Origin of the sequence: Zunongwangia atlantica 22II14-10F7 (assembly GCF_002094855.1) — a bacterium.
Lineage (GTDB): Bacteria > Bacteroidota > Bacteroidia > Flavobacteriales > Flavobacteriaceae > Zunongwangia > Zunongwangia atlantica.
In genome coordinates, this window is record NZ_ARYN01000002.1 from 208,441 (window position 1) to 231,790 (window position 23,350).

At 34.9% G+C, this 23,350-nt stretch carries 23 protein-coding genes; 15 read left to right on the forward strand and 8 right to left on the reverse strand.

Annotation, left to right across the window (positions count from 1 at the left end):
* Nucleotides 1-7: 7 nt before the first annotated feature.
* Nucleotides 8-2,029, reverse strand: coding sequence for a protein-disulfide reductase DsbD family protein (locus tag IIF7_RS03170; protein ID WP_084840227.1), 2,022 nt, complete (start codon nucleotides 2,027-2,029; stop codon nucleotides 8-10).
* Nucleotides 2,026-3,339, reverse strand: coding sequence for a tRNA lysidine(34) synthetase TilS (gene tilS / locus IIF7_RS03175; protein ID WP_084840228.1), 1,314 nt, complete (start codon nucleotides 3,337-3,339; stop codon nucleotides 2,026-2,028). Before tilS ends, IIF7_RS03170 begins: the two co-directional genes overlap by 4 nt.
* A 150-nt stretch (nucleotides 3,340-3,489) precedes the next feature.
* Between tilS and IIF7_RS03180 the strand changes: the two genes are divergently transcribed.
* Nucleotides 3,490-3,711, forward strand: coding sequence for a hypothetical protein (locus tag IIF7_RS03180; RefSeq protein WP_084840229.1), 222 nt, complete (start codon nucleotides 3,490-3,492; stop codon nucleotides 3,709-3,711).
* A complete protein-coding gene (locus IIF7_RS03185; RefSeq protein ID WP_084840230.1) occupies nucleotides 3,708-4,004 on the forward strand; it encodes a type II toxin-antitoxin system RelE/ParE family toxin in 297 nt (98 codons plus the stop codon). Before IIF7_RS03180 ends, IIF7_RS03185 begins: the two co-directional genes overlap by 4 nt.
* Here the strand turns inward: IIF7_RS03185 and pabB are convergent.
* Together pabB and IIF7_RS03195 are read right to left on the reverse strand one after the other, a co-directional pair.
* Nucleotides 4,001-5,305 (reverse strand): aminodeoxychorismate synthase component I, encoded by a 1,305-nt coding sequence (pabB, locus tag IIF7_RS03190; protein WP_084840231.1) that lies wholly within the window; start codon nucleotides 5,303-5,305, stop codon nucleotides 4,001-4,003. The genes IIF7_RS03185 and pabB overlap by 4 nt on opposite strands.
* A gap of 2 nt (nucleotides 5,306-5,307) precedes the next feature.
* The gene (locus IIF7_RS03195; protein WP_245801497.1) at nucleotides 5,308-5,847 is read right to left on the reverse strand and encodes an NADPH-dependent FMN reductase; all 540 of its coding nucleotides are present in this window, start codon (nucleotides 5,845-5,847) and stop codon (nucleotides 5,308-5,310) included.
* A gap of 161 nt (nucleotides 5,848-6,008) precedes the next feature.
* On the opposite strand from IIF7_RS03195, the gene IIF7_RS03200 reads away from it, so the two are divergent.
* A complete protein-coding gene (locus tag IIF7_RS03200; RefSeq protein ID WP_084840232.1) occupies nucleotides 6,009-6,881 on the forward strand; it encodes an aldose 1-epimerase family protein in 873 nt (290 codons plus the stop codon).
* Nucleotides 6,882-6,988: 107 nt separating this feature from the next.
* Nucleotides 6,989-8,332: a DEAD/DEAH box helicase gene (locus IIF7_RS03205; protein ID WP_084840337.1), complete on the forward strand. Its 1,344-nt coding sequence runs from the start codon at nucleotides 6,989-6,991 to the stop codon at nucleotides 8,330-8,332.
* 245 nt (nucleotides 8,333-8,577) lie between these two features.
* Here the strand turns inward: IIF7_RS03205 and IIF7_RS03210 are convergent, their stop codons facing one another.
* Nucleotides 8,578-9,627 (reverse strand): sensor histidine kinase, encoded by a 1,050-nt coding sequence (locus tag IIF7_RS03210; RefSeq protein WP_176218888.1) that lies wholly within the window; start codon nucleotides 9,625-9,627, stop codon nucleotides 8,578-8,580.
* Between the two features lie 224 nt (nucleotides 9,628-9,851).
* Here IIF7_RS03210 and IIF7_RS03215 point away from each other — a divergent pair, with 224 nt between their 5' ends.
* Together IIF7_RS03215 and IIF7_RS03220 are read left to right on the forward strand one after the other, a co-directional pair.
* Nucleotides 9,852-10,250 carry a hypothetical protein gene (locus IIF7_RS03215; RefSeq protein WP_084840234.1) on the forward strand — a complete coding sequence of 133 codons (399 nt, stop codon included), beginning with the start codon at nucleotides 9,852-9,854 and terminating at the stop codon, nucleotides 10,248-10,250.
* Nucleotides 10,251-10,296: 46 nt separating this feature from the next.
* Entirely contained in the window at nucleotides 10,297-11,007 is a 711-nt protein-coding gene (locus IIF7_RS03220) for a LytR/AlgR family response regulator transcription factor (protein WP_084840235.1), read from the forward strand.
* 191 nt (nucleotides 11,008-11,198) lie between these two features.
* Here IIF7_RS03220 and IIF7_RS03225 read toward each other — a convergent pair whose 3' ends face one another.
* The 3 genes from IIF7_RS03225 to lpdA form a co-directional block, all read right to left on the reverse strand.
* Nucleotides 11,199-12,494: a hypothetical protein gene (locus tag IIF7_RS03225; RefSeq protein ID WP_092542001.1), complete on the reverse strand. Its 1,296-nt coding sequence runs from the start codon at nucleotides 12,492-12,494 to the stop codon at nucleotides 11,199-11,201.
* A 15-nt stretch (nucleotides 12,495-12,509) separates the two neighbouring features.
* Nucleotides 12,510-13,097 carry a hypothetical protein gene (locus tag IIF7_RS03230; RefSeq protein ID WP_084840237.1) on the reverse strand — a complete coding sequence of 196 codons (588 nt, stop codon included), beginning with the start codon at nucleotides 13,095-13,097 and terminating at the stop codon, nucleotides 12,510-12,512.
* 201 nt (nucleotides 13,098-13,298) lie between these two features.
* Complete coding sequence (gene lpdA, locus IIF7_RS03235) at nucleotides 13,299-14,705, reverse strand: dihydrolipoyl dehydrogenase (protein WP_084840238.1); 1,407 nt, start codon at nucleotides 14,703-14,705, stop codon at nucleotides 13,299-13,301.
* Nucleotides 14,706-15,034: 329 nt separating this feature from the next.
* Between lpdA and nhaC the strand changes: the two genes are divergently transcribed.
* The 9 genes from nhaC (at nucleotide 15,035) to IIF7_RS03280 (ending at nucleotide 23,344) form a co-directional block, all read left to right on the forward strand.
* Nucleotides 15,035-16,522 (forward strand): Na+/H+ antiporter NhaC, encoded by a 1,488-nt coding sequence (nhaC, locus tag IIF7_RS03240; protein ID WP_084840239.1) that lies wholly within the window; start codon nucleotides 15,035-15,037, stop codon nucleotides 16,520-16,522.
* Between the two features lie 165 nt (nucleotides 16,523-16,687).
* On the forward strand, nucleotides 16,688-17,326 hold the full coding sequence (locus IIF7_RS03245; protein WP_084840338.1) for a peroxiredoxin: 639 nt from the start codon (nucleotides 16,688-16,690) through the stop codon (nucleotides 17,324-17,326).
* A 106-nt stretch (nucleotides 17,327-17,432) separates the two neighbouring features.
* Nucleotides 17,433-17,747 carry a thioredoxin family protein gene (locus tag IIF7_RS03250; protein WP_084840240.1) on the forward strand — a complete coding sequence of 105 codons (315 nt, stop codon included), beginning with the start codon at nucleotides 17,433-17,435 and terminating at the stop codon, nucleotides 17,745-17,747.
* Nucleotides 17,728-17,979 (forward strand): DUF6952 family protein, encoded by a 252-nt coding sequence (locus IIF7_RS03255; RefSeq protein ID WP_084840241.1) that lies wholly within the window; start codon nucleotides 17,728-17,730, stop codon nucleotides 17,977-17,979. Before IIF7_RS03250 ends, IIF7_RS03255 begins: the two co-directional genes overlap by 20 nt.
* Nucleotides 17,980-18,117: 138 nt before the next feature.
* Complete coding sequence (gene tpx, locus IIF7_RS03260) at nucleotides 18,118-18,618, forward strand: thiol peroxidase (protein WP_084840242.1); 501 nt, start codon at nucleotides 18,118-18,120, stop codon at nucleotides 18,616-18,618.
* Between the two features lies 1 nt (nucleotide 18,619).
* Nucleotides 18,620-18,988 (forward strand): diacylglycerol kinase family protein, encoded by a 369-nt coding sequence (locus IIF7_RS03265; RefSeq protein WP_084840243.1) that lies wholly within the window; start codon nucleotides 18,620-18,622, stop codon nucleotides 18,986-18,988.
* Between the two features lie 176 nt (nucleotides 18,989-19,164).
* Complete coding sequence (locus tag IIF7_RS03270; protein WP_084840244.1) at nucleotides 19,165-20,157, forward strand: alpha/beta fold hydrolase; 993 nt, start codon at nucleotides 19,165-19,167, stop codon at nucleotides 20,155-20,157.
* Nucleotides 20,158-20,271: 114 nt separating this feature from the next.
* The gene (locus IIF7_RS03275; protein WP_084840339.1) at nucleotides 20,272-22,686 is read left to right on the forward strand and encodes a DNA translocase FtsK; all 2,415 of its coding nucleotides are present in this window, start codon (nucleotides 20,272-20,274) and stop codon (nucleotides 22,684-22,686) included.
* Nucleotides 22,687-22,702: 16 nt separating this feature from the next.
* On the forward strand, nucleotides 22,703-23,344 hold the full coding sequence (locus tag IIF7_RS03280) for a LolA family protein (protein ID WP_084840245.1): 642 nt from the start codon (nucleotides 22,703-22,705) through the stop codon (nucleotides 23,342-23,344).
* The last annotated feature ends 6 nt before the right edge of the window (nucleotides 23,345-23,350 follow it).

Sequence of the window (23,350 nt, forward strand, 5' to 3'; positions counted from 1 at the left end):
AGAATTTTTAATTTTTAGCGAGCTCCCCTTTTTTCTGAAGTCCGCTTTCCAGCCAGTTGATATATTCTGAAGCTTTTGGCGTATAACCAGTTGGCTCATTTAGCAGATTAAAATCACTGTCTAAAAGCACATAAAACGGCTGTGAATTATTTTTGAAATTTAAGGTTTGGAAGGTCGCCCATTTATCTCCAATCGTCTTAATTTTCTTAATGCTACCGTCTGGGCGCTCATAATTAAACTGTTTATCTTCTGGCAATTCTTCTTTATCATCTACATAAAGTGACACCAAAATATAATCGTTTTTAAGAAGGTTGTACACTTCAGGGTCTGTCCATACTTGTTCTTCCATTTTACGACAGTTCACACAAGCCCAACCCGTAAAATCTATAATTATAGGTTTTCCCTGTTCTTTTGCTGCAGCCACACCTTCTTCAAAATCATGATAACTTTCTAATCCCATTGGGCCGCTGGTATCTTTATCGTACAAGCTATAAAAACTTGGTGGTGGGAAACCACTTAGTAATTTTAAATTTGAATATGAAGTATTGGTAAGCCCAGGAATTAAATAAAGAACAAATAGCAGACTTATAATCCCAAGACCAAATCTTCCTTTGCTTATTTTTTGTTTTGGGCCATCATGCGGAAAACGAATTAAACCGAAAAGATATAACGTAAGTCCAATACCTAAAACGATCCAAATCCCTAAGAAAACCTCTCTTTTTAAAAGTCCCCAGTGATCTACAAGATCTGCATTCGATAAAAATTTAAATGCTAAAGCCAATTCAATAAATCCTAAAACTACTTTTACTGAATTTAACCAGCCACCACTTTTTGGTAATGAATTTAACCAGTTTGGAAATAAAGCAAATAAAGCAAAAGGTAAAGCTAAGGCTAAACCAAAACCACCCATCCCGATAGAAAGCAAAGTTGCGCCACCATCACTACTTAGAGAACCTCCTAGCAGGGATCCTAAAATTGGTCCTGTACATGAAAAGGAAACAATTGCTAAAGTGATCGCCATAAAGAAAATACCGATAATACCACCAATACTACTGGCTTTATCATCAAGTTTATTTCCCCAGGAACTTGGTAAAGTGATTTCGTAATACCCGAAAAAAGAGAAGGCAAAAACGATAAATATCACAAAAAATATCACGTTTAGCGTAACGTTGGTTGAAATATTATTCAGCAACTCTGGGTTTACACTATCCAATAAATGAAATGGTAAGCTTAAAAGCAGGTAAATTAAAAAGATAAAGAAACCATACAATATCGCATTGGTAACTCCTTTAGAACGTGTTTGCGCACTCTTAGTAAAGAAAGATACCGTAAGTGGAATCATAGGAAAAACACATGGCGTTAGTAATGCGATCAAACCACCTACAAATCCTAAAAAGAAAATGCTTAAAAATGAAGATTCTTCTTCTTCAGTTTCGTAGCCCTCCCATCCCTGGACTTTAATATCTAACTGCTGTGCTAAACTTTGATCTTCTTCTTCTACAGTTAGATCTGTAAATCCCTGAGTCACTTTGTTACTACCTAAAGAAATTGTAAAGCGTTCGGTTTCTGGCGGTAAACATTGCTTATCATCACAAACAGAATAATACACTTCAGCAATAACCTGTGTATCTTCAGGATTGGTAACTTTTATTTTCTGAGTGAATTCAGCTTCCTCTTCAAAATAAGTAATATCAGCTTCAAAAACTTCATCATAAACCGGCTCAACTTCTGGCTCTAAAGTTTCTCCAATAAGCTCGTAACCTCCTTCTTCAGCATTAAAAGTGAATTGTGTTGGGATTGGAGCGATATCCATTTCTACTTCTTTTTGCGAGTACAAATGCCATTTCCCCTCTAATTCGGCTTTAATTTTAATAATATAAATACTGTCACTTTCCTTTTCGAAAGAAGCTTCCCAATTTACTGGATTTTCAAACTGCCCGCCTCCGCCAGCCATAGTTGGATCGAAAACCTGAGCTTTTAGGGGTAAAAAAGCAAACAATAGTAAGCTTAATGCTATAATTTTTTTCATTGATGAAATGTAATTTTTAATATGGGTTGATTTTCGGATGTTATCGCAAATCGATTATCTGCACGCCAGTTCACAATCCAGACGATTTTATCGCCAGAGCATAATAACCAGGTATTTTCTTTTTGCGGCAAAGATAATTTATTGTCCTTAAAAAAGTCGCTTACTTTCTTTCGACCTTTCATACCGAATGGATGAAAGCTATCACCTTCCTGCCAACGGCGTAGTTTTAAAGGATATTCCAGCTTATTGGCATTTACATAAATTATATGCCGATTGGTTTCCTGAATTGCGGAAACCTTATGAAAACTAAAAGCTGCATTGGGTAGCATAAAGTTCTCCTCATTTTCTGCAATTTCGTAGGTTTCTTTTAAATGAGATTGATCGATCCTGGTTAAAATAAGTTCATCACGATCTTTTACCAGTCGATGTGTGTTGGAAAAAACCATTTTACCAGACTGGGCATCCAGCAAATTGTAAACATCGTTCCACTCGGTAAAACCAAATGTTTTTAAAAGTTGATATAAAACTGCCTTGGTATGTGGTAAACGCTGTAAAAAAAGCACATCGAAAGAATATCCAAAATCGACTTTCTTGACTGCTTTTTTATAGATCAGCTCGGTATAATCTTCAACTAGATCGAATTGCTGACGCAGGTATTCCTGAGTATTTTTGAAGCCTTCCAAAAAATTTGGATTCATTTCTTCAAAAAGCGGTATTACCTGATGCCTTATTTTATTCCGAAGGTATTTTGTAGAGGCATTACTGCTATCTTCCCGCCACAAAATTTGATTTTCACGGGCGTAATTTTCGATTTCTTCCCTACTAAATTGTAATAATGGACGTAAAATCTTGTCATTTTCGGCTTTTATTCCTGCCAAGCCTTCTGGACCAGTACTTCTCACAAAATTGATAAGAAAAGTTTCTAAAGAATCATTGGCGTGGTGCGCCACTAAAACATAATCGGCATTTTCAGCGATTCGTAATTCCTCAAACCATCGATAACGTAGTTCCCTGGCTGCCATTTGTATAGAAAGCTTGTGATCTTCAGCAAAAGAAGTGGTATTAAAATGCTGAATATGGACTTTTATCCCTAGATTTTGCGCTGCCCTTACCACAAACTCCTCGTCACCATCACTTTCATTATTTCTTAGATTAAAATTACAGTGGGCAACAGCAACATCTAGTTTTGCCTTTTTACAAAGATGCATCAAAACCATACTATCTACACCGCCACTTACTGCAAGGATCAACTTGGCATTCACCAAATTTGGGAAGTTCGATTTTATATGATTTTTAAAGGCTTTTTCCATAAAAATCAAAGATACAAAATTCGATAAGCTGAATTTTCAAAGTTTGCTGTTTTTAAGCTTAAGATTGGCTTAAATCTCTTTGTAAATTATAATCTTCAGCTATAATTTGTATTTTTGAATTAATTGGATTGAAAACCAAATCTTTATACAATGGATATTCAGGCTACCAAATTACATTTATTAAAAGTTATTCTTGAGAATGACAATAAAGCCTTTATCCAAAAAATTGCTGAGTTCGTAAAAAATGAGCAGCCCGATTTTTGGAACAATTTATCTAAACCTCAACAAGAAGAAATTGATTTAGGTATAAAACAATTAGAAGAAGGAAAACGAATTCCCTATGATTCTGTTTTGAACAAAATTATGGAATGAAAATATTTTTTTCTGAAATTGCTGAATTTAAATTGCAAAGAATTTCGGTTTACCTCCTCGAAAATTGGGGTATAAAAACTCGGGATAAATTTATTCTCCTATTAAAAGACAAGCTATCTCAATTAACCAAATATCCTTACAGTTGCCCTGAATCATCCCGAAAAAAAGGTGTTTTCAAGTGCGTTCTTACCAAACAAATCACTTTTTTCTATAGAATCAAAAATGATGAGATTGAAATTATCACATTCTTTGATACCCGCCAAAATCCAGAAAAAGTAGATAAGGAAATTTAAATATTCTCTTCCAAAACCTGTCGCATAGCTCTCGCTTTTACCATGCATTCTTCGTATTCCTTTTCTGGTTTAGACTGTGCGGTAATTGCTCCCCCTACTGAAAATGATGCATATTTATTTTCTGAATTATAAAGAATACTGCGAATTACTACATTAAAATCGAAATCTGCTGCCGGTGTAAAATAGCCAATCGCACCACTGTACAAGCCACGTTTGGTTTCTTCCAAATCTTCGATAATTTTCATTGCTGAAATTTTTGGAGCACCCGTCATACTTCCCATAGGGAATGTACTTTCTAACACATCAACGGCGGCAATATCGTCCTGAAGTTCTGCAGAAATGGTCGAAATTAACTGATGTACCTGCTTAAAAGAATACACCTCGCATAGTTCTTCGACTTTTACGCTTCCTTTTTTAGCGGTCCTGGAAAGATCATTTCTTACCAGATCTGCGATCATAATATTTTCAGAACGCTCTTTTAGATCTTCGGTAAGATTTTGGGCATTTTCAACATCAATTTTTGGATCGGCGTGTCTCGCTGCTGTTCCTTTTATAGGTTGTGAAACTACCTTATTTCCCATCTTCTGAATATAACGTTCTGGTGATGCGCACATTGCGTGGTAGTTTTCCAGCTTTAAAAAACTGGCAAAAGGCGGATTAGAAATTGTATTGAGTGCATTAAAGATCTGCAAAGGCTCTAATTCGACATTTTCAGCATAAAATTCCTGACAAAAATTAGCTTCGTAAATATCCCCACGATGAATATGCTTCAACATATTCTCGATTTTCTGAAGATATTCTTCTTTAGAAAGTCGGGACTGTATTAGAGTCGATTTTTGATGTTTTTGAGCTGTTTTTTCAGGAATTACAATATCATTGATCGCTGAAAAATCCAGATCAATTTCATCATCGACTACCCGCAAATACTGTACTTCAAGCTGATTTCCTTTCAGTAAAAACAATTTTTGAGGCTGAAAGAAATAAAGTTCCGGAAAATCGAGTCCGTCGTAATTTTTACTCTTTAGATTTTCAGTATCATTCTTAAGATCGTAGGATAAGTATCCAAAAATCCAATCGCTCGTAGTTTGCTGATATTCCTTTAATTTATCAAAAGCTTCTACAGCATCGGTTTTGATAGCCGTAAAAGCTTCTACTGCCAGAATTGCATCGTATTGCCGGTATTTATCTGGATACGCGTTACTATCCAGCCAAACCACTTCTCTAAAACCAGAAACCCAGCTTAGCAATTTTTGCTTAAATAAATTTACATTAGAAAGTTCAAAAATCTTGTTACTCCGCACACTTAAGAAGTTTGTTGTGCAAAAGTATTTAATTTTGAATCAATTTCTTTTTCTAATTCAGGATTTACTACAATTCCGTTTTTAAAATTATCGTAAAAACTAGGGAAACTTAGTGTTTCAACTACATCACCTCCAAAAATGGTGAACGCGGTTTTCGCATATTGTAAAGAAGCCGCTGCACCACCCTGACCAGGAGAAGCCGCTGCTAAAAATATTTTTTTACCGGCTAAAAACTGATGTTTATAACGTGAAGTCCAATCGATTAAGTTTTTAAAATATGCAGATAAACTCCCGTTATGCTCGTTAATCGTGATGAATAAAGTATCATATTTTTCGATTTCTGTAGCAAATTTTTCAGCGTTTTCAGGAATCCCATGCTCTTTTTCTACATCCTCGCCATAAAACGGAAGATCGTAATCTAAAACATTGATACGTTTTTTGTTAAAATCTGAAGGTAAACGATCCATCAGATTTTCAAGCAACTGTACATTTATAGAGGTACTGCTGTTTGATCCTGCAAATCCTAATATATTTTTCATCATAATTTTTGTGCAAAACTAAGATTTTCCAAGGCTTAGCGCAATTGTTTCTTAAAGAAACATTTTATAGGAAACATAAGAAATCTTTATGTTTTTAAAATGCTGATAAAAATTGAAGAGATGTTATCTTTATACTGAATAAAATTAGAAGAAAATAAATCACGATGTATATTTTAAAGAACGACCAATTAGAAATAGGTATTCAGCATAACGGAGCCGAATTATGTAGTATCAAAAACCTGAAAAACAACAAAGAATATATGTGGCAGGCCGATCCTGAAATTTGGGGAAGCCACGCACCAAACTTATTTCCAGTAATTGGCGCTTTAAAAGGCAATCAGATAAAATATGAAGGTGAATTTTACGATATGCCAAGACATGGGTTTATACGCCACAATGAAAATCTTGAAGTAAAAAACCAAACCGAAACTTCGATTACCTTCAGCATAAAAAGTAACGAAGAATTACGTAAGATCTATCCTTTTGAATTTGAATTCGAGCTTAGTTTTACCTTAAAAGATAAGTCTGTCAAAGTAAATCATCTGGTAAAAAATATGGATACAAAACCTATTTATTTTCAAATCGGCGGGCATCCTGCATTTAATGCTCCACTTTTTGAAGGCGAAACTTATGAAGATTATTATCTGGAATTCGATCAAGATCTCACTTTAGAAACTTATCTTTTAGGAGAAAGCGGCTTAGTGAGTGATAATACCAAAACGATCATTGAAAATTCAGATAAAATTCAGCTAACCAAAGATCTTTTTAATAATGACGCTTTAATTTTTAAAAATATAACTTCAAAAAATGTAAGCTTAAAAAGTAAAAATCATGGATCGATATTAAGCGTTTCTTACGATGATTTTAAAAACTTGGGAGTTTGGGCAAAACCTGGCGCGCCTTATGTTTGTATTGAACCCTGGTTAGGGATTGCAGACGTAGAAAGCACAGATCAAAACTTTAAAACCAAAGAAGGAATTATTGAGCTAGAAACTGGGAAAGAATACAGCGCAACATACAGCATTACGATAGCATAATTTTAAAAAAAGTAGCCCAAAAACATCGATTCTCAAACAAATTATAGATTTAAAAGTAATTCTTTGAGAATCATAGCCTACCTTTGCAAAAAATTAAACCTCCCGTTGTGAGTTTTCAAGATCTTAATTTAAATACACCTTTACGCAATGCGCTGGAAGATATGGGCTTCCAAAAGCCAACACCTATCCAGGAACAGGCATTTTCGCCAATCATGTCTGGAAAAGATGTTGTAGGAATCGCCCAAACCGGTACCGGTAAAACCTTTGCTTATTTATTACCCTTACTTAGAATGCTTAAATTTTCTAAGCAAAAGAATCCGCGTATTTTAATCATGGTTCCAACCAGAGAACTGGTTGTGCAGGTTACCGAGGAAATCGACAAACTTGCTAAATACATTAATTTAAGAGTAGCCGGGATTTATGGAGGTGTAAATATAAATACGCAGCAACAGGAATTACAACGTGGTTTAGATGTTGTGGTGGCTACGCCAAGAAGACTTTACGATCTTGTTTTAAGACGTGCTATTCAGCTAAAATCGATTCAGAAATTTGTGATCGATGAAGTTGATGTGATGCTGGATCTTGGATTTAAATTCCAGGTCAATAACATTATTGAACTACTGCCTCCTAACCGACAAAGCATCATGTTCTCTGCAACGATGACTGAAACGGTAGAAGAAATGATAGACGAGAATTTTAAAGCTCCAGAGAAAATTTCTATCGCGGTTAGTGGTACTCCGTTAGATAATATCGAGCAACAAGGCTATATTTTACCTAATTTCAATACAAAAGCGAATCTTTTAAAACATCTTTTCAGTGATAAAGAAACCTTTAAAAAGATGCTTATTTTTATTTCAGATAAACGTATTGCCGATCGATTATTTGAAAGTTTAGGTAAAAAATTTCCAGGGGAAATTAGTTTGGTTCATACCGGTAAAAGTCAGAATTACCGATTAAAAAACGTTGAAGATTTTGATGAAGGTTTAACCCGAATTATGATCGCTACAGATGTGATGGCGCGTGGTTTAGATCTTAATGCTGTTTCGCACGTTATTAACTTTGATACGCCAAATTATCCTGAAAATTATATGCATAGAATTGGGCGAACAGGACGTGCTGAGAAAAAAGGACATTCTATTCTTTTTACTACTGAAAAAGAATTAGAACACCTAAAAGCTATCGAGGAATTGATGAAAATGGAAGTCCCAAAAATGGAAATTCCTAAAGAAGTTAAGATCTCTAATGAATTAATTCCTGAAGAACGCCCCAGAGAAATTGAGATTAACAATCCTAGTAAACCACTAGATGAAGCCGGCCCTGCTTTCCACGAGAAAAAAGAAAAAAATAAAAAAGTAAATCTTGGCGGTTCTTATCGTAGAGAAATTGCTAAAAAGTATAAAAAGCCAAAAACGCGAGGCGATAAAAATGCCAATCGCAGGCGTAAAAAATAAAGGAAAAAAGGAGCAAAATAGCTCCTTTTTTTATTCAATCTAAGTTTAAAACTTTAGCTTCTGTTCAATTTCTTAGCCGCATTTGCAGCTCGCTTCTCTTTTAAGCTTAAAACCGGTTCTTTTTTAACCGAATTTTTAGCTGGTGACTTTGCTTTGCTTTTGCCCATAATCTTTAAAATTAGGATTAACCTATTAAAGATAGTGATTCCTTTAATACAAAATTGAAAATTCTAAAGGTCAAAATGCTAAAATTTAAGCGGAATTTTAAGTAAGACAGAATATTCATTTTTGCTTGTAGAAAGCTCTAAATCATAAGCTTCCCTATAAATATATTGGAGCCTTTTTTGAATATTTTCAAGACCAATTCCAGAATTTTGATCTAAAATTTCCTTTTGCTTAGGCACCGAATTCTTCAGAAAAAACACAAGCTGATTTTCGAGAATTTCGAGCTTCATTTTTATTTTCAGGATATCTTCAGAAGATTTGCCGTGTTTGAATGAATTTTCCAGAAATGGCAGAAAAAGCATCGGCGGAATCTCAATATTCGATGAAAATTCAGTAATATTTATTTCAGCAATTAATTGTTCTCCAAACCTTAGTTTTTCTAACTCGATATAATCCTTTAAATGCTGAATTTCGCGCTGTAATGGCACCTTATTCTTCTTAGTTTCATATAAAATGTAATCCAGTAGATCTGCCAATTTCAAGATCATATCTGGAGCTGAATCCTTTTTGGTAAGCGCCAAACCATAAATAGTATTTAAGGTATTGAACAGAAAATGAGGATGAATTTGCATCTTTAAATACTGTAACTCCTGAATCTTAAGCTGTAATTCGCTTTCTAGCAGAGTATTTTTTAGCTCCTCGTTTTTATTTAAAGTTTTAAAATAAGATTTGGTAAGACTTAAGCCACAACCTAAGACGATTACCAGGTAAACCGCAAAATATATAAAGGTTAAACCTTTAGAAACCGGGTAACTTCCCTCCCATTGCAATCCAAACACCAGTAAATAGCCATAAAAAGCCGAAAAAATAATTAACGAGGCTGAAATCACTAAAGCATAAAATGAATAAAGTCCGAATAAAAAATACTTTCGTTTAGATAGATATTTTGGGATTAAGGTGTAGGAAAAAATATAAGTTGTGCCAATTGTAACCGGCATCAATGCAATTGAAAATCGCGCCGATAACCACAAATCTGAATCGTCTATCGCAAAAAAGAACATATAAAAGAAAAGCACTGCTACCCAAAATAAGCTGTGTAGCAGTAGTTTCTTAAATATCTTTATGGTCAATTTTAGTAACATTAATTTACAAATATGGCAAGAATGATCTGGTAAGATCAACTTTTGCGACCAACTACAAAAAAGCTTGGCTTTTCTACAAGTTTAGCGATAATTGTACTTAAAAATATATCTTTAATGTAGAAAAGAAGCTAAAACCTGTAATCTATCGCAAAGTGATTTTTTGAAGCTAAAAGGCTGTTAAGTTTGCTTCATCAATCTTTAAAAAAATAATTATGTACCTAGTATTACTGTATCAAAGTCGTGGATTTTTTGGCCAATTAGCCGATAGAATGAACGAGGGCGGGCCTTTTGCGATGTGGACCATCCTTATTTGCTTCTTAATTACTATAGGACTTATAGCCTTTGCTGCCACAAAATTATCGCAGGATCATCTTTTCAAAAAAGCGCTCAGTTTAATTCATCATATTGGCTTATTTGCATTGGTAAGCGGACTTCTTTTTCAGTTTCTTGGTTTAATACAAATGTTCGATGCAATAGAAAGCTGGGGAAATGTTTCTACTGAAATGCTGGCTGGTGGATTAAAAGTGACTTTACTTACTATTATTTTTGGCACTGTAACTTTTCTGGTTGGCAGGCTGGGAATCATTATTTTAACAGCCATAAAAAAGTGATGTATGCTGAAATTGGTTAATTTTAAAAAGCATTAATTCTGAATAAATGGCGGCACCCATTAATTGTATTCTTGTAGACGATGAACCTGTTGCGTTGGATATTATGGAAAGTCATCTTTCTAAAATTGAAGACATCAATATTCTAGCACGTTGCAGTAACGCTTCTGAAGCTTTTAATGTAATTAGCAAAGAGAACATCCATTTGATTTTTTTAGATATTAATATGCCGGGAATTTCCGGGATTTCCTTTGCTAGATCGATCAATAAAGACCTACAGATCATTTTCACCACTGCTTATCGAGAATATGCGGTAGATGGTTTTGATTTGCACGCAGCAGATTATTTACTAAAACCTATTTCTTTTGAACGTTTGCTAGATGCCATCAATAATTACCGAAAAAATCATTCAGAAAAAGAAATCACGAAAATTGCTGAAAGAGAGGCCGAATTTATTTTTGTAAAAATAGATCGCCAAATGGTTAAAATCGATTTTGAAGAATTGCTTTATATCGAAAGCTATGCTGATTATTTAAAAATTCACCTGTTAACTGATACGAAAATCACCAGAGAAACTATTACAGCGATTGAAGAGAAGTTACCTAGTTCTAAATTTTTAAGAACGCATCGCTCTTTTATTGTTTCGATCCCAAAAATCGAATCTTATACTAATGAGCAGGTGGTGATACGACAAAAATCGATACCAATAAGCCGAAGTTTTAAAGACCAGGTTCTAGAAAAGTTGGCTGAATATCATTAAAAAAAGACTGTAAAAACATGCAAAATCTCATTCTAAAACAATCAATATTTCCCTATTGAATTTTACTCAGATTAATCAGGCTTTTAATTTACTTCCTAAACCAATTAAAAAGCCCAAACCTTATAATTTCTGAGGTAGTTTAGAATGAAAAAAGGCAGCCAGTTGGCTGCCTTTTAATTTATATCAAGTAATTATAAATATGTTCTTACATGCCTGTTTACCGGGATACATTTTGGCCCAATAACCGGCCAAGTACCATCTGCGTTAGCGCATTGATCATATTCTGTAATAACTGTACAAGTATTACAGTTTCCAAATTTTACTGAACTATCAAATTCTACGCTATTCCATCTTCCAAACATCCCGTAAGCATTGTTATCATTAACCGTACTTGGAGTAGTAGTAACAAAATTTAAATTGCCTCTAGCCCAACCAGATTGATTAGACTGTGTGCCTGGCCATTTAAATCTACCATAATTACTAGAATCAGAATGTTCTGGCTGCTCATTTGCACCAGGCCCAGCAAATCTTATATTAGTATTAGGAGCTTCTGCGAATGTTATTTCACCTTCATTATAAATTATTGAATTGGGATCCATAGCTATCTGTTTTAAACTCATTACACTATAGTTTTGAATTCTACCTGTAGAAGAGAATGCTATAGAACTATTAGGAATTATCATATTCCCTGTATTTATAATTAAACCTCTTAAATTAAATCCCCAACTACCATTCATTCTGAATGTTCCACAATTTGAAAATACGCTGTTTTCAGTATTATCATAATTCTGAGACATCGACATAGTTCCTGCATTTTGCATATGCAATGTTGGGTCTGTTGAATACACTCCCAGGCAACTTAAATTTCCATGATTATAAAAAGTATTAGTTCCAGATGAATTACTGAAATAAATATTTCCTGTCATATCAATAGTTCCATAGTTATCTAATCTTAATGCTGATTTTGCATTACGAGTATTAATTTCCCCATCAATTGTCATCGTCCCATGATTCTCTATCGTATTTTCTCTACCATTATTATTTAAATTCAAATTCCCAAATTTATAACTACCACCCTCGTCGATTATAAGATTAAAATTATCTCCATTCATCTGAATATCCTGTTTAATCCCTCTAAGACCTGTAATATTACCACCATTATAAACATGAATATCAAAACTTACTGGAAAAGTATTAGGTACAATAAGGTTACCGTATACGCTTATATCAACCTTATTACTAGCACCACCATTCATCGTATTATCAATTTTCAGCGTAGCTCCTTGAGGAATACAAATACTTGTATTATTTTGGAAAGTCACATTATATCTTATCGTAATATTTCCCTGAATACAATACGTTTTATTAGATTGAAATGTATAACCACCATTCCATATACTGGATGAAATGGTTTGATCACAATCACATTGCGCAATGGATGAATAAACCGAAAATAAGATCAGGAAAAGACTGAATAGTTTTTTCATAATTGTTTGCTGAAATTATTTTACAACCAATACAACATTTATGAAAGAACAGGCAGTGGCACTACCAATTACTTCATACGAAAGAACTCCGTTTTGGTTCAAAGAAAGATTGTCTAAAACTGATGAATCATAGGCCGTAACATGATAATCTAAATCTGTTGCAGATTCGAAATAAGGAATAGTTGAACCTGGTGTAGAAGACACCAATGGTTGAGAAAACTGCTTTTTGTACTCCTCGTACAAATTCACTTCTCCATTTCCTGTTTCTGAAGTATCTATGTTCAAACTAGGTAAATAAAAGAAACGAACTACATTCCCAGAAATACAGACCCAATCTGGCGAAGCGGGCGTTCCTACCTGCTGGCTTAGACATTGTCTCGTAGTATCGTAAATTAATAATCCTGTAGCAGGAGAAGAAATTCGGTTACGCTCTGCCGTTGTCATTCTTGGCACAAGTACTCCACCAGTAGAACTTTTAACATCTAGTATAGAACTATTATCAGGGCTGGACGTACCAATACCAACTTGCGAAAAACCTAAAGTGACATTAAAAAAAACAAATAATACGGCAAGAAGAATCTTCGTAGGGGAAAATTTTTTCATGTAAGGTGTAGGGTTAATTTTAAATACACTGCAATAGTATTGCAAAGTATTTTCATGAAAAAATAAAACCGATAAGCTTCATAATAAAGTCGTTAAAACGAATTAGTCTTTTATTATTTAAGAAAATTTTTAACTCCAATAATCAAAAAAGCCCTGTCAAATAAATGAACAGGGCTTCCAAAATTTTAAACTGATAATGATCTACACGTGCAACGCGCGATTATCTGTAGCTGCCAATGCAGCTTCTTTTACAGCTTCAGCAAAAGTTGGATGTGCATGGCTCATTCTAGAAATATCTTCAGCAGAAGCACGGAACTCCATCGCGGTTACCGCTTCAGCAATAAGATCTGCAGTACGAGCACCAATCATGTGAACTCCAAGTACCTCATCGGTCTTTTCGTCTGCAAGAATTTTAACCATTCCGTCGATATCTCCACTGGCTCTAGAGCGACCTAAAGCACGCATTGGGAATTTACCTTCTTTATATTTTACGCCTTCTTCTTTTAATTGCTCTTCAGTTTTACCTACAGATGCAACCTCTGGCCATGTATAAACGACACCTGGAATTAAATTGTAATTAATATGTGGCTTTTGGCCGGCAATGGTTTCAGCAACAAAAGTTCCTTCTTCTTCTGCCTTATGCGCTAACATCGCTCCTTTTACAACATCACCAATCGCATAGATATTTTCTACATTGGTTTGTAGATGCTCGTTTACGCTAATTCGGCCACGATCATCTATGGTAACTCCAGCAGCATCTGCATTAAGTCCGTCTGTATAAGGGCGACGACCTACAGAAACTAAACAATAATCTCCTTTTAATTCTACCTCCTTATCCTTTTTATCATCTGCTTTAACGATAATTTCGACTCCGTTTCTTTCAACAGATTTCACTTTTGTACTGGTGTAGAATTTTACGCCCTGTTTTTTAAGAACTTTAGTAAGTTCTTTAGAAAGCGCACTATCCATAGTTGGGATAATACGATCCATAAATTCAACTACAGAAACATCTGCGCCTAAACGGCTATAAACCTGACCTAACTCTAAACCAATTACTCCACCTCCAATAATAATTAGATGTTTTGGAACTTCTTTTAATTTTAAAGCTTCAGTAGATGTAATTACTCTCTCTTTATCTAACTCGATAAATGGAAGATTAGATGGTTTACTACCTGTAGCTATGATCGTTTTCTTAGCTTCGATAGTTTCAGTCTCACCATCATTCTTTTTAATATTGATATGAGTTTTGTCTTTAAAAGAACCAATTCCTTCAAAAACATCAATCTTATTTTTATCCATCAAAAATTTTACACCATCACAAGTCTGGCTAACCACAGATGCTTTACGATCCATCATTTTTTCAAGATTCATTTTTATTTCTCCTGAAATTTCAATTCCGTGATCCTCAAAATGTTTTACTGCATCATGATAATGGTGTGAAGAATCTAAAAGTGCTTTACTTGGAATACAACCAACATTAAGACAAGTTCCACCAAGAGTAGAATATTTTTCTATGATTGCAGTTTTCATTCCCAGCTGTGCGCAGCGTATGGCTGCCACGTATCCACCCGGGCCAGAACCTATAACTGCAACATCATATGTACTCATAACAATAAGTTTTTATGTTGAATTTTAAACAATACTTACAAAAGTACGACTATTCTCTAAACCACCAATGCTAGCTAATTAGCTTTCTAAACTTTTAAGAAAACTTAAATTTCAAACGATATTGTTAATAATTCTTCTTCTATATTGAAGTTTCACCTGCTTTTATTCGATTTAAAACAGCTGCGTTATACCTAAACCTTGCATACTTTTATCTAAAATCGTAACATTACAAACGAAAATTTAATCTATGCTAAACTTTCATATTTCCTAAAAAACATCTTTAGATTTATCGAATCTTAGCTTTTAGAAACTAAACTCTCTTAAACTGAATGGAAAACCATACTACCCATCCCGAAGAAAATGTTGAAAAAAATGAATTAAGTATTTGGGCTGCGCTATTACCAGTGTTTGCTTTAATTATAATGCTTGGTTTTAATGTTTTGGTGGTATATGGAGATGATGCATTATCTGGCTCTAATCAGTTTATTTTACTATTAGGTGGCGCTGTTGCAGCAATTGTTGGCTACTTTAATAAAGTAAAGTTTGATACCATGATCGATGAAGTTGCCAAAAACATTCAAAGTACAGCTGGGGCAATTTTAATTCTTTTAATGGTGGGCGCTTTAGCAGGTACCTGGTTAATTAGTGGGATTATACCAACTATGATCTATTATGGCTTACAAATTTTAAATCCCACAATCTTTCTGGCAGCTACGGTTGTAATATGTTCTGTGATCTCTGTAGCGACAGGCAGTAGCTGGACAACCTCGGCTACCGTTGGTATTGCACTTGTTGGTATTGCAGACGCTTTGGGTATTCCATTAGGAATGACGGCTGGGGCAATCTTATCTGGTGCTTATTTTGGTGATAAAATGTCTCCGCTAAGTGACACCACCAACCTTGCACCAGCAATGGCAGGAACAGATTTATTTACTCACATTAGATATATGGCAATTACTACTGTCCCAACCATCGTTGTGACTTTAGTAATATTTGTTATTATAGGACTTAATTTAGATACCAGCGGTTCTACAGATACCTCTTCAATTTTAAATGCTATTGAAGCTTCTTTTAATATCACTCCATGGCTATTTGTGGTTCCTGTATTGGTAATCTTTTTAATTGTTAGAAAAACCTCTCCACTTATTGCTTTACTTATAGGTACTTTACTTGGTGCTGTTGCTGCTCTTATTTTTCAACCAGAAATTGTTCTTGAAATTAGCGGTAGTGACGAACTGACATTTGTAAGTGCTTACCGCGGAATTATGGATGCTATAACCGTAGATACTGCTATTGAAACTGAATCTGCTGCACTTAACGATCTTTTTGCCTCAAGCGGAATGGCAGGAATGTTAGGAACCATTTGGTTAATTATTTGTGCGATGGTTTTTGGCGGAATTATGGACGCCATTGGTGCTTTAGCTAGAATTAGTAAGGCCTTATTAAATCTTTTTGATAGTGTTTTTGGTCTTTTTGCAAGTACCGTTGTAAGCTGCCTTGCACTTAATGTAACCGCTTCAGACCAGTATCTGGCTATTGTTGTTCCAGGAAAAATGTTCGCAAAAGCTTACAAAGATAAAGGTCTGGCTCCAGAAAACCTTAGTAGAACCTTAGAGGATTCAGGAACGGTAACTTCTGTATTAATCCCTTGGAATACTTGTGGTGCTTATCACAGTGGTGTTCTTGGTGTACCTGTTCTTTCTTATATTGGGTATAGTTTCTTCAATTATCTGAGTCCTTTTATGACCTTATTATTCGCTGCTTTCAGAATAAAAATTAAAGAACTTGGTAATTCTGCAAACACCCGTACAGCGTAGCTTTCCGAAGAAAATAGAATTACCCTATAAGAATATTCTTTTACAATAATCAAATTCTATCACAGTATAAAAATTAAGAATTTGATTTTTATGGAGACACCGCTCTCTTCGCCTATATTTGCAGCAGAATTAAGAAAAGAAAGTAAAACCCAAAAACAACAACATATGTCTATTGTAGGTAAAAAATTTCCAAACCTAAGTGTAAACGCAATGAACGACTTAGGAGATACATTTAAAGTGAATGTATTAGAAGAAGCTCAGAAAAATAACAAGAAAGTATTATTATTCTGGTACCCAAAAGATTTCACATTTGTTTGCCCAACTGAATTACACGCTTTTCAGGCTGCTTTAGAAGAGTTTGAAAAAAGAAATGTAATGGTTATTGGTGCTTCTTGTGATACTCCAGAGGTTCACTTTGCATGGTTAAACACTCCAAAAGATGATGGTGGAATCGAAGGTGTTACTTACCCAATCTTAGCAGATTCTAACCGCAATTTAAGTTCTCGTCTTGGAATCCTTGATATTACAGGAGAATCTTATGATGAAGAAACTGGTGATGTAACTTTAGAAGGTGATAACGTAACTTATAGAGCTACTTACCTAATCGACGAAGAAGGTACTGTATTTCATGAAGGTGTAAACCACATGCCACTTGGTCGTAACGTACAGGAATTCATCAGATTAATCGATGCTTATACTCACGTTCAGAAAAATGGTGAAGTTTGTCCAGCAAACTGGGAAGAAGGTAAAGATGCAATGAAAGCTGACAGAAAAGGAGTTGCAGATTATTTAAGCTTAAACTAAAAAGCTTTTATTCTCAGCCAACTGAGATAGTCTAAAGATTAAGAAAAATTTTCATCCCCGGGATTTATCTCGGGGTGTTAATACCCTTAGATGGGAAAAAATTGCTATAATGAAGACATTAGACCAAGATAATTTAAGTGAAATCGTTGCAAACAACGAAACTGTAGTTGTACAGTACATGGCTGGATGGTGTGGTAACTGCCGACTTATGAAGCCTAAATTCAAAAAGTTAGCAGGTGAAAACGAAAATGCAGAGTTTATTCTTGTTGATGCTGAAAAGTATCCAGAAAGTAGAAAGCTTGCAAACGTAAATAACCTACCAACATTCGCCACTTTTAAAAATGGAGATTTCGTAAACCAAGTTCAAACTAACAAGTTTGAAGTTCTAAAAGACTTAGTAAATGAAGTTACCAGTAATTAAACACTTACAACGTAATAACGAAGTTGAAAAACTTGAAGCAACTGTAGAAGTGCTTGAAAATTTCACTGAACATAGATCTGTTTCTGAAGAGGAAATGGACGTAATTGGTGAATTAATTACTAATATTTGTGGTGCTATAGAAGTTCACAAAATGGTAAGTGAAGAAGGAATGAAAGATACAGACGCTGCAAACGCATTTGTAAAGAAAGTTTTAGGATCTATAGATCAATAAAACTTAGTGATAAAAAGACCAAAATCGGGTTAATTGTTAATTCAATTAACCCGATTTTTGTTTTATGATAATTTTAGTATCACTCCATTACAAATAGTCTAAATTTATCTAGACTAATCCTTAACCAATTATTTTGCTATGTCTGAAATATCGTTTAAAGGCGAAAGAGTGATTACTTATGGAGATCTGCCTGCGATTGGTGAAAAAGCACCACATTTTGATCTTATTAAAACCGACCTATCCAAAGCCAAATTAGAAGATTTTAAAGGAAAAAGAATTATTCTTAATATTTTCCCGAGTATCGATACCGGAGTTTGCGCTACCTCTGTTAGAAATTTTAATGAAAGAGCAACCGAATTAAATAATACGGTAGTACTTTGTATTTCCAGAGATTTACCATTTGCACAAAAAAGATTTGTAAATGATGAAGGTTTAAAAAATGTTATTAACTTGTCTGACTTTAAAGAACGTGAGTTTGGGAAAGATTACGGGGTAGAAATGATCACCGGGCCTTTAGAAGGTTTACTTTCTCGAGTTGTTATAGTTCTGGATGAAAATTTAAATGTAATCCATGCTCAGCAAGTGCCGGATATTGCCGAAGAACCAAATTATCTTGCTGCGTTAAAAACGCTTTTATAAAATGAAAGATAGTTTCCTTGGGAAACGTATTCGTGGTGGTGGCTATGCTTTAAAAGGAGCCTGGCTACTTGTAAGAAATGAACCCAGCATACAGGTACAATTTGCCATTTCTATCGTTGTAACTGTTGCCGGGTTTTATTTTGATATTACCAGAAACGAATGGATGTTTCAATGTATCGCTGTTGGAATGGTTATGAGTGCAGAAGGGCTAAATACTGCCATCGAAGCCATTGCAGATTTTGTGCATCCAGATTTTCATCAAAAAATAGGGCATATTAAAGATGTTGCTGCCGGCGCTGTTTGCATTGCGGCCTTCATTGCAATTATCATTGGCTGCATTATTTATATTCCTTATTTACAGGCGTTATAGATCTTTCATGTAAACTACATCGGGATAAGCCCGTTAGGCATTTGTTTAAAATTTTTTAATAGTTCGAGGTAAACTCAGAGCATTCAATCTCGATCATCGAGTTAAATTTGTTTTAAAGTACTTCAGCAGCTTACCTACACTTGTAGATCTTCTTAACTTCAGGAAAAATTCATGTCATGAAAAAAATTCCTGCTCTATTTTTACTATTTTCAGTATTTCTAAATCTCAATGCCCAAGAGGTTAAAGAGCTTGGCTTAATGCTCGAAAATTATGAGTATCCTTATCCCGTTTCTTTTTATCATTTTAATGCACAAAAAGATGATTATAAAATGGCTTATATGTATATACAGCCAGAAAATGATAACGGAAAAACAGTAACACTACTTCACGGAAAAAACTTTAATGGCGCATATTGGGAAACCACGATCGACGCCCTAACCAAAGAAGGTTTCAATGTTTTGGTACCCGATCAATTAGGCTTCGGGAAATCCAGCAAACCAAAATATTTTCAGTATACCTTTCAGCAATTGGCAGAAAACACCAAAGGATTAATCGATTCTCTAGGAATTGAAGAAACTACAATTTTAGGCCATTCTATGGGAGGAATGCTTGCCACACGTTTTACTTTAATGTATCCTGAAGTTACTAAAAACCTGGTTTTAGTTAATCCCATTGGTCTAGAAGACTGGAAACTTAAAGTGCCTTATCAAAGCGTAGACGATTGGTATAAGAATGAAATCGGCAAAACCTACGAAGACATTAAGAATTATCAAAAAGAAAGCTATTATGCAGGCGATTGGAATCAAGATTATGCAAAATGGGCAAAACTTTTAGCCGGATGGACGCTTAACGAAAACTACGATCGCATAGCATGGAATTCTGCTTTAACTTACGATATGATCTTTACCCAGCCTGTTGTTTACGAATTTAGTGAAATTAGTGTTCCTACTTTGTTGATCATTGGTACCAGGGATCGTACCGCGCTAGGAAAAAATTTAGTCTCAAAACAGGTAAAATCGACCATGGGATTATATGATAAATTAGGTAGATCTACTCAGGATAAAATACCTAATGCCCAGCTAGTTGAAATTCCAGATACAGGACATTTACCACATATCGAGGTATTCGATAAATTTATGACTCCGCTTCTCGAGTATCTAGAAAAATAAAGCGTACTATTTGGCGTTTTTCTATAAAATCGACCTCTTTTAAAATTGAATTTTATTTTCTTTATTTTAGATGAGGCTAATTTGTATTTTTGCCAAAATTCCGAAAAACCACGCATGGCCAAAAAGAAAACCAGAACTAAGAAAACCACTAAAAATTCAAAGAAATTTTCGTTTGCACTAAACCGACACCAAAAGGTTGTTTTGGGCAGTTTTCTTATGCTTTTTGGTTTAGCCCTAATTGTTGCTTTTATCTCTTTTTTATTTAACTGGCAGGCAGATCAAAGTACCTTACAGGAATTTAGCGATCGTAGTATAGAGGCAAAAAACTGGTTAAGCAAATTTGGTGCATTAATTAGTGATTTCTTTATTTACCAGGGCTTTGGTATAGCTTCTTTTTCTATAGCTGTATTAATCACCATGTCTGGCATTTACCTGTTTTTTGGAATGGCTTCAAAAAAACTGGTTTCGTTCTGGTTTTGGGGCATTTTGGTTATGATTTGGGCATCAATAGTCTTAGGTTTTTTTACAGAGCATTCTATTTTAGGAGGAACCATTGGTTTTGAAATGAATGATTTTCTTCAGGATTATTTAGGATTTTTTGGTACAGCACTACTTCTATTTTTCCTTTTTATTGCATACGCTGCATTACGTTTAAAGCTTACGCCAGAGATGGTGGGCACGTTTGTAAAAACTAAAAAGGATGATATTAATGCTGAATTTAAGGCAGCCAAAGAAGCTTCAGCCAATAAAATGACGGCTAATGTTACCGATGAAGAGCAGGATTGGAAAAAACAAAGTATTAAAACTGAAGAAAAGCCTGTAGTAGACGATACTGCTCCTGAAATTGATTTCGAAAACAACCTTTCTGAAGTTAATGCGGCTTCAGAAACTAAAAATACACCTCAAAAAGCTTCCGAAGAAAAAGAAGAAGAGCCAGCAGAACTTGCCATGGAGGTAGAAACTGCCCCTGAAGAAGAAGAGGTAGATGAAGATAAACTCAGCAAAAAATTAGTCAGCGATTTTGGCGAATTTGATCCTACATTAGAGCTTGGAAATTATAAATACCCAACATTAGAACTATTGCAGGATTATGGCGGCGGTATCACGATTAACCAAAAAGAGCTTGAGGAAAATAAGAACAGAATTGTAGATACGCTTAAAAACTACAAGATCGAAATTGCCCAGATTAAAGCTACAGTTGGTCCTACAGTAACTTTATACGAAATTGTTCCTGAAGCCGGAATTAGAATTTCTAAGATCAAAAACTTAGAAGATGATATCGCACTTTCATTAGCTGCACTTGGAATTAGAATTATAGCGCCAATACCTGGAAAAGGAACCATTGGTATAGAAGTGCCTAATAAAAATTCTACCATCGTTTCAATGCGATCTGTAATTGCTTCGCCAAAATTTCAAAATGCCGAGATGGAACTGCCAATGGCATTAGGAAAAACCATTAGTAACGAAACTTTTGTCGTAGATCTTGCCAAAATGCCACACATGCTAATGGCAGGTGCGACGGGACAAGGTAAATCTGTTGGGTTAAACGCCATCCTTACTTCCCTACTCTATTCTAAGCATCCTGCTGAAGTGAAATTTGTTTTGGTAGATCCTAAGAAAGTAGAATTGACGCTTTTTAATAAAATTGAGCGTCATTATTTAGCAAAACTACCAGATACAGACGATGCTATTATTACCGATAACACAAAGGTTATTAATACATTAAATTCTCTTTGTATCGAAATGGACGATCGTTACGAACTGCTTAAAGATGCTATGGTTCGTAACATTAAAGAATACAATGTTAAGTTTAAAAACCGAAAACTAAATCCTGAAAACGGACATAAATTTTTACCGTATATCGTGCTGGTTGTAGATGAGTTTGCAGATTTAATTATGACAGCCGGGAAAGAAGTAGAAACTCCAATTGCGCGTTTAGCTCAGCTTGCCCGTGCAGTTGGGATTCATTTAATTATTGCAACACAAAGACCTTCGGTAAACGTAATTACAGGGATTATAAAAGCTAACTTCCCGGCACGTATTGCTTTTAGAGTAACCTCGAAGATCGATTCTAGAACCATTTTAGATGGCCCGGGAGCAGATCAGTTAATTGGTCGTGGAGATATGCTATTTACTCAGGGAAGCTCTATGAGACGTTTGCAATGTGCTTTTGTAGATACACCTGAAGTAGATAAGATAACCGAGTTTATTGGTTCACAAAAAGCTTATCCAGATGCCCACATGCTGCCAGCTTACGAAAGTGAGGAAAGTGGCACAGGACTTGATATAGATGTGAGCGAACGCGATAAGCTATTTAGAGACGCAGCTGAAGTTATTGTTACCGCCCAGCAGGGATCGGCTTCTTTGCTACAGCGAAAACTAAAACTTGGCTATAACAGGGCCGGTAGAATTATAGATCAACTTGAAGCTGCCGGAATTGTAGGGCCTTTTGAAGGAAGTAAAGCAAGACAGGTTTTAGTACCAGATCTTTTAGCCTTAGAGCAATTATTAAACGAAGAACCTAAATAAAGATTTAAAAGTAAAAATGAAAAAAGTAGTATTTCTAATACTTGCATGTTTTAGCCTTGGGATACAGGCTCAGAATTCTCAAAAAGCTGAGCAACTTCTAAATGAAGTTTCTAAGAAGGTAAGTAGTTATGACAATATGGTGATCGATTTTAAATATGCTTTGGAGAATACTTCAGAAAATATTCATCAGGAAACTCGTGGTGACGCCAGCATAAAAGGCGATAAATATGTGCTGAATTTTATGGGAACCACCCAACTTTTTGATGGTAAAAAAGTATATACGATCATTCCAGAAGACGAAGAGATTAATATCTCTAATTACGTCGCTGAAGACGAAAATAACATCACTCCATCTAAAATGTTCACCTTCTATCAGGATGGATATAATTTTGATTGGGATATTACACAAAACGTGAATGGTAGAACGATTCAGTACGTTAAGTTAACTCCTAAGGATAGCGAGGCTGAAGTAAAAAATATTTTATTGGGAATCGATAAAGAGACCAAAAATATTTATAATCTTATCCAAACACAGCCAAACGGAACCAAGATTACGATTACAGTAAAAAGTTTTAAAACAAACCAGTCTCTTGCTCAAAATCTATTTACTTTTGACGAGAGCCGATATAGCAACTATTACATTAATCGTTTAGATTAATCTTAC

Excerpts from the sequence above, each read along its gene's own strand:
- IIF7_RS03170 (WP_084840227.1), bottom strand. The coding sequence starts at position 2,029 with ATGAAAAAAATTATAGCATTAAGCTTACTATTGTTTGCTTTTTTACCC.
- tilS (WP_084840228.1), bottom strand. The coding sequence starts at position 3,339 with ATGGAAAAAGCCTTTAAAAATCATATAAAATCGAACTTCCCAAATTTG.
- IIF7_RS03180 (WP_084840229.1), top strand. The coding sequence starts at position 3,490 with ATGGATATTCAGGCTACCAAATTACATTTATTAAAAGTTATTCTTGAG.
- IIF7_RS03185 (WP_084840230.1), top strand. The coding sequence starts at position 3,708 with ATGAAAATATTTTTTTCTGAAATTGCTGAATTTAAATTGCAAAGAATT.
- IIF7_RS03195 (WP_245801497.1), bottom strand. The coding sequence starts at position 5,847 with ATGATGAAAAATATATTAGGATTTGCAGGATCAAACAGCAGTACCTCT.
- IIF7_RS03200 (WP_084840232.1), top strand. The coding sequence starts at position 6,009 with ATGTATATTTTAAAGAACGACCAATTAGAAATAGGTATTCAGCATAAC.
- IIF7_RS03215 (WP_084840234.1), top strand. The coding sequence starts at position 9,852 with ATGTACCTAGTATTACTGTATCAAAGTCGTGGATTTTTTGGCCAATTA.
- IIF7_RS03220 (WP_084840235.1), top strand. The coding sequence starts at position 10,297 with ATGGCGGCACCCATTAATTGTATTCTTGTAGACGATGAACCTGTTGCG.
- IIF7_RS03225 (WP_092542001.1), bottom strand. The coding sequence starts at position 12,494 with ATGAAAAAACTATTCAGTCTTTTCCTGATCTTATTTTCGGTTTATTCA.
- IIF7_RS03230 (WP_084840237.1), bottom strand. The coding sequence starts at position 13,097 with ATGAAAAAATTTTCCCCTACGAAGATTCTTCTTGCCGTATTATTTGTT.
- lpdA (WP_084840238.1), bottom strand. The coding sequence starts at position 14,705 with ATGAGTACATATGATGTTGCAGTTATAGGTTCTGGCCCGGGTGGATAC.
- nhaC (WP_084840239.1), top strand. The coding sequence starts at position 15,035 with ATGGAAAACCATACTACCCATCCCGAAGAAAATGTTGAAAAAAATGAA.
- IIF7_RS03245 (WP_084840338.1), top strand. The coding sequence starts at position 16,688 with ATGTCTATTGTAGGTAAAAAATTTCCAAACCTAAGTGTAAACGCAATG.
- IIF7_RS03255 (WP_084840241.1), top strand. The coding sequence starts at position 17,728 with ATGAAGTTACCAGTAATTAAACACTTACAACGTAATAACGAAGTTGAA.
- tpx (WP_084840242.1), top strand. The coding sequence starts at position 18,118 with ATGTCTGAAATATCGTTTAAAGGCGAAAGAGTGATTACTTATGGAGAT.
- IIF7_RS03265 (WP_084840243.1), top strand. The coding sequence starts at position 18,620 with ATGAAAGATAGTTTCCTTGGGAAACGTATTCGTGGTGGTGGCTATGCT.
- IIF7_RS03270 (WP_084840244.1), top strand. The coding sequence starts at position 19,165 with ATGAAAAAAATTCCTGCTCTATTTTTACTATTTTCAGTATTTCTAAAT.
- IIF7_RS03275 (WP_084840339.1), top strand. The coding sequence starts at position 20,272 with ATGGCCAAAAAGAAAACCAGAACTAAGAAAACCACTAAAAATTCAAAG.
- IIF7_RS03280 (WP_084840245.1), top strand. The coding sequence starts at position 22,703 with ATGAAAAAAGTAGTATTTCTAATACTTGCATGTTTTAGCCTTGGGATA.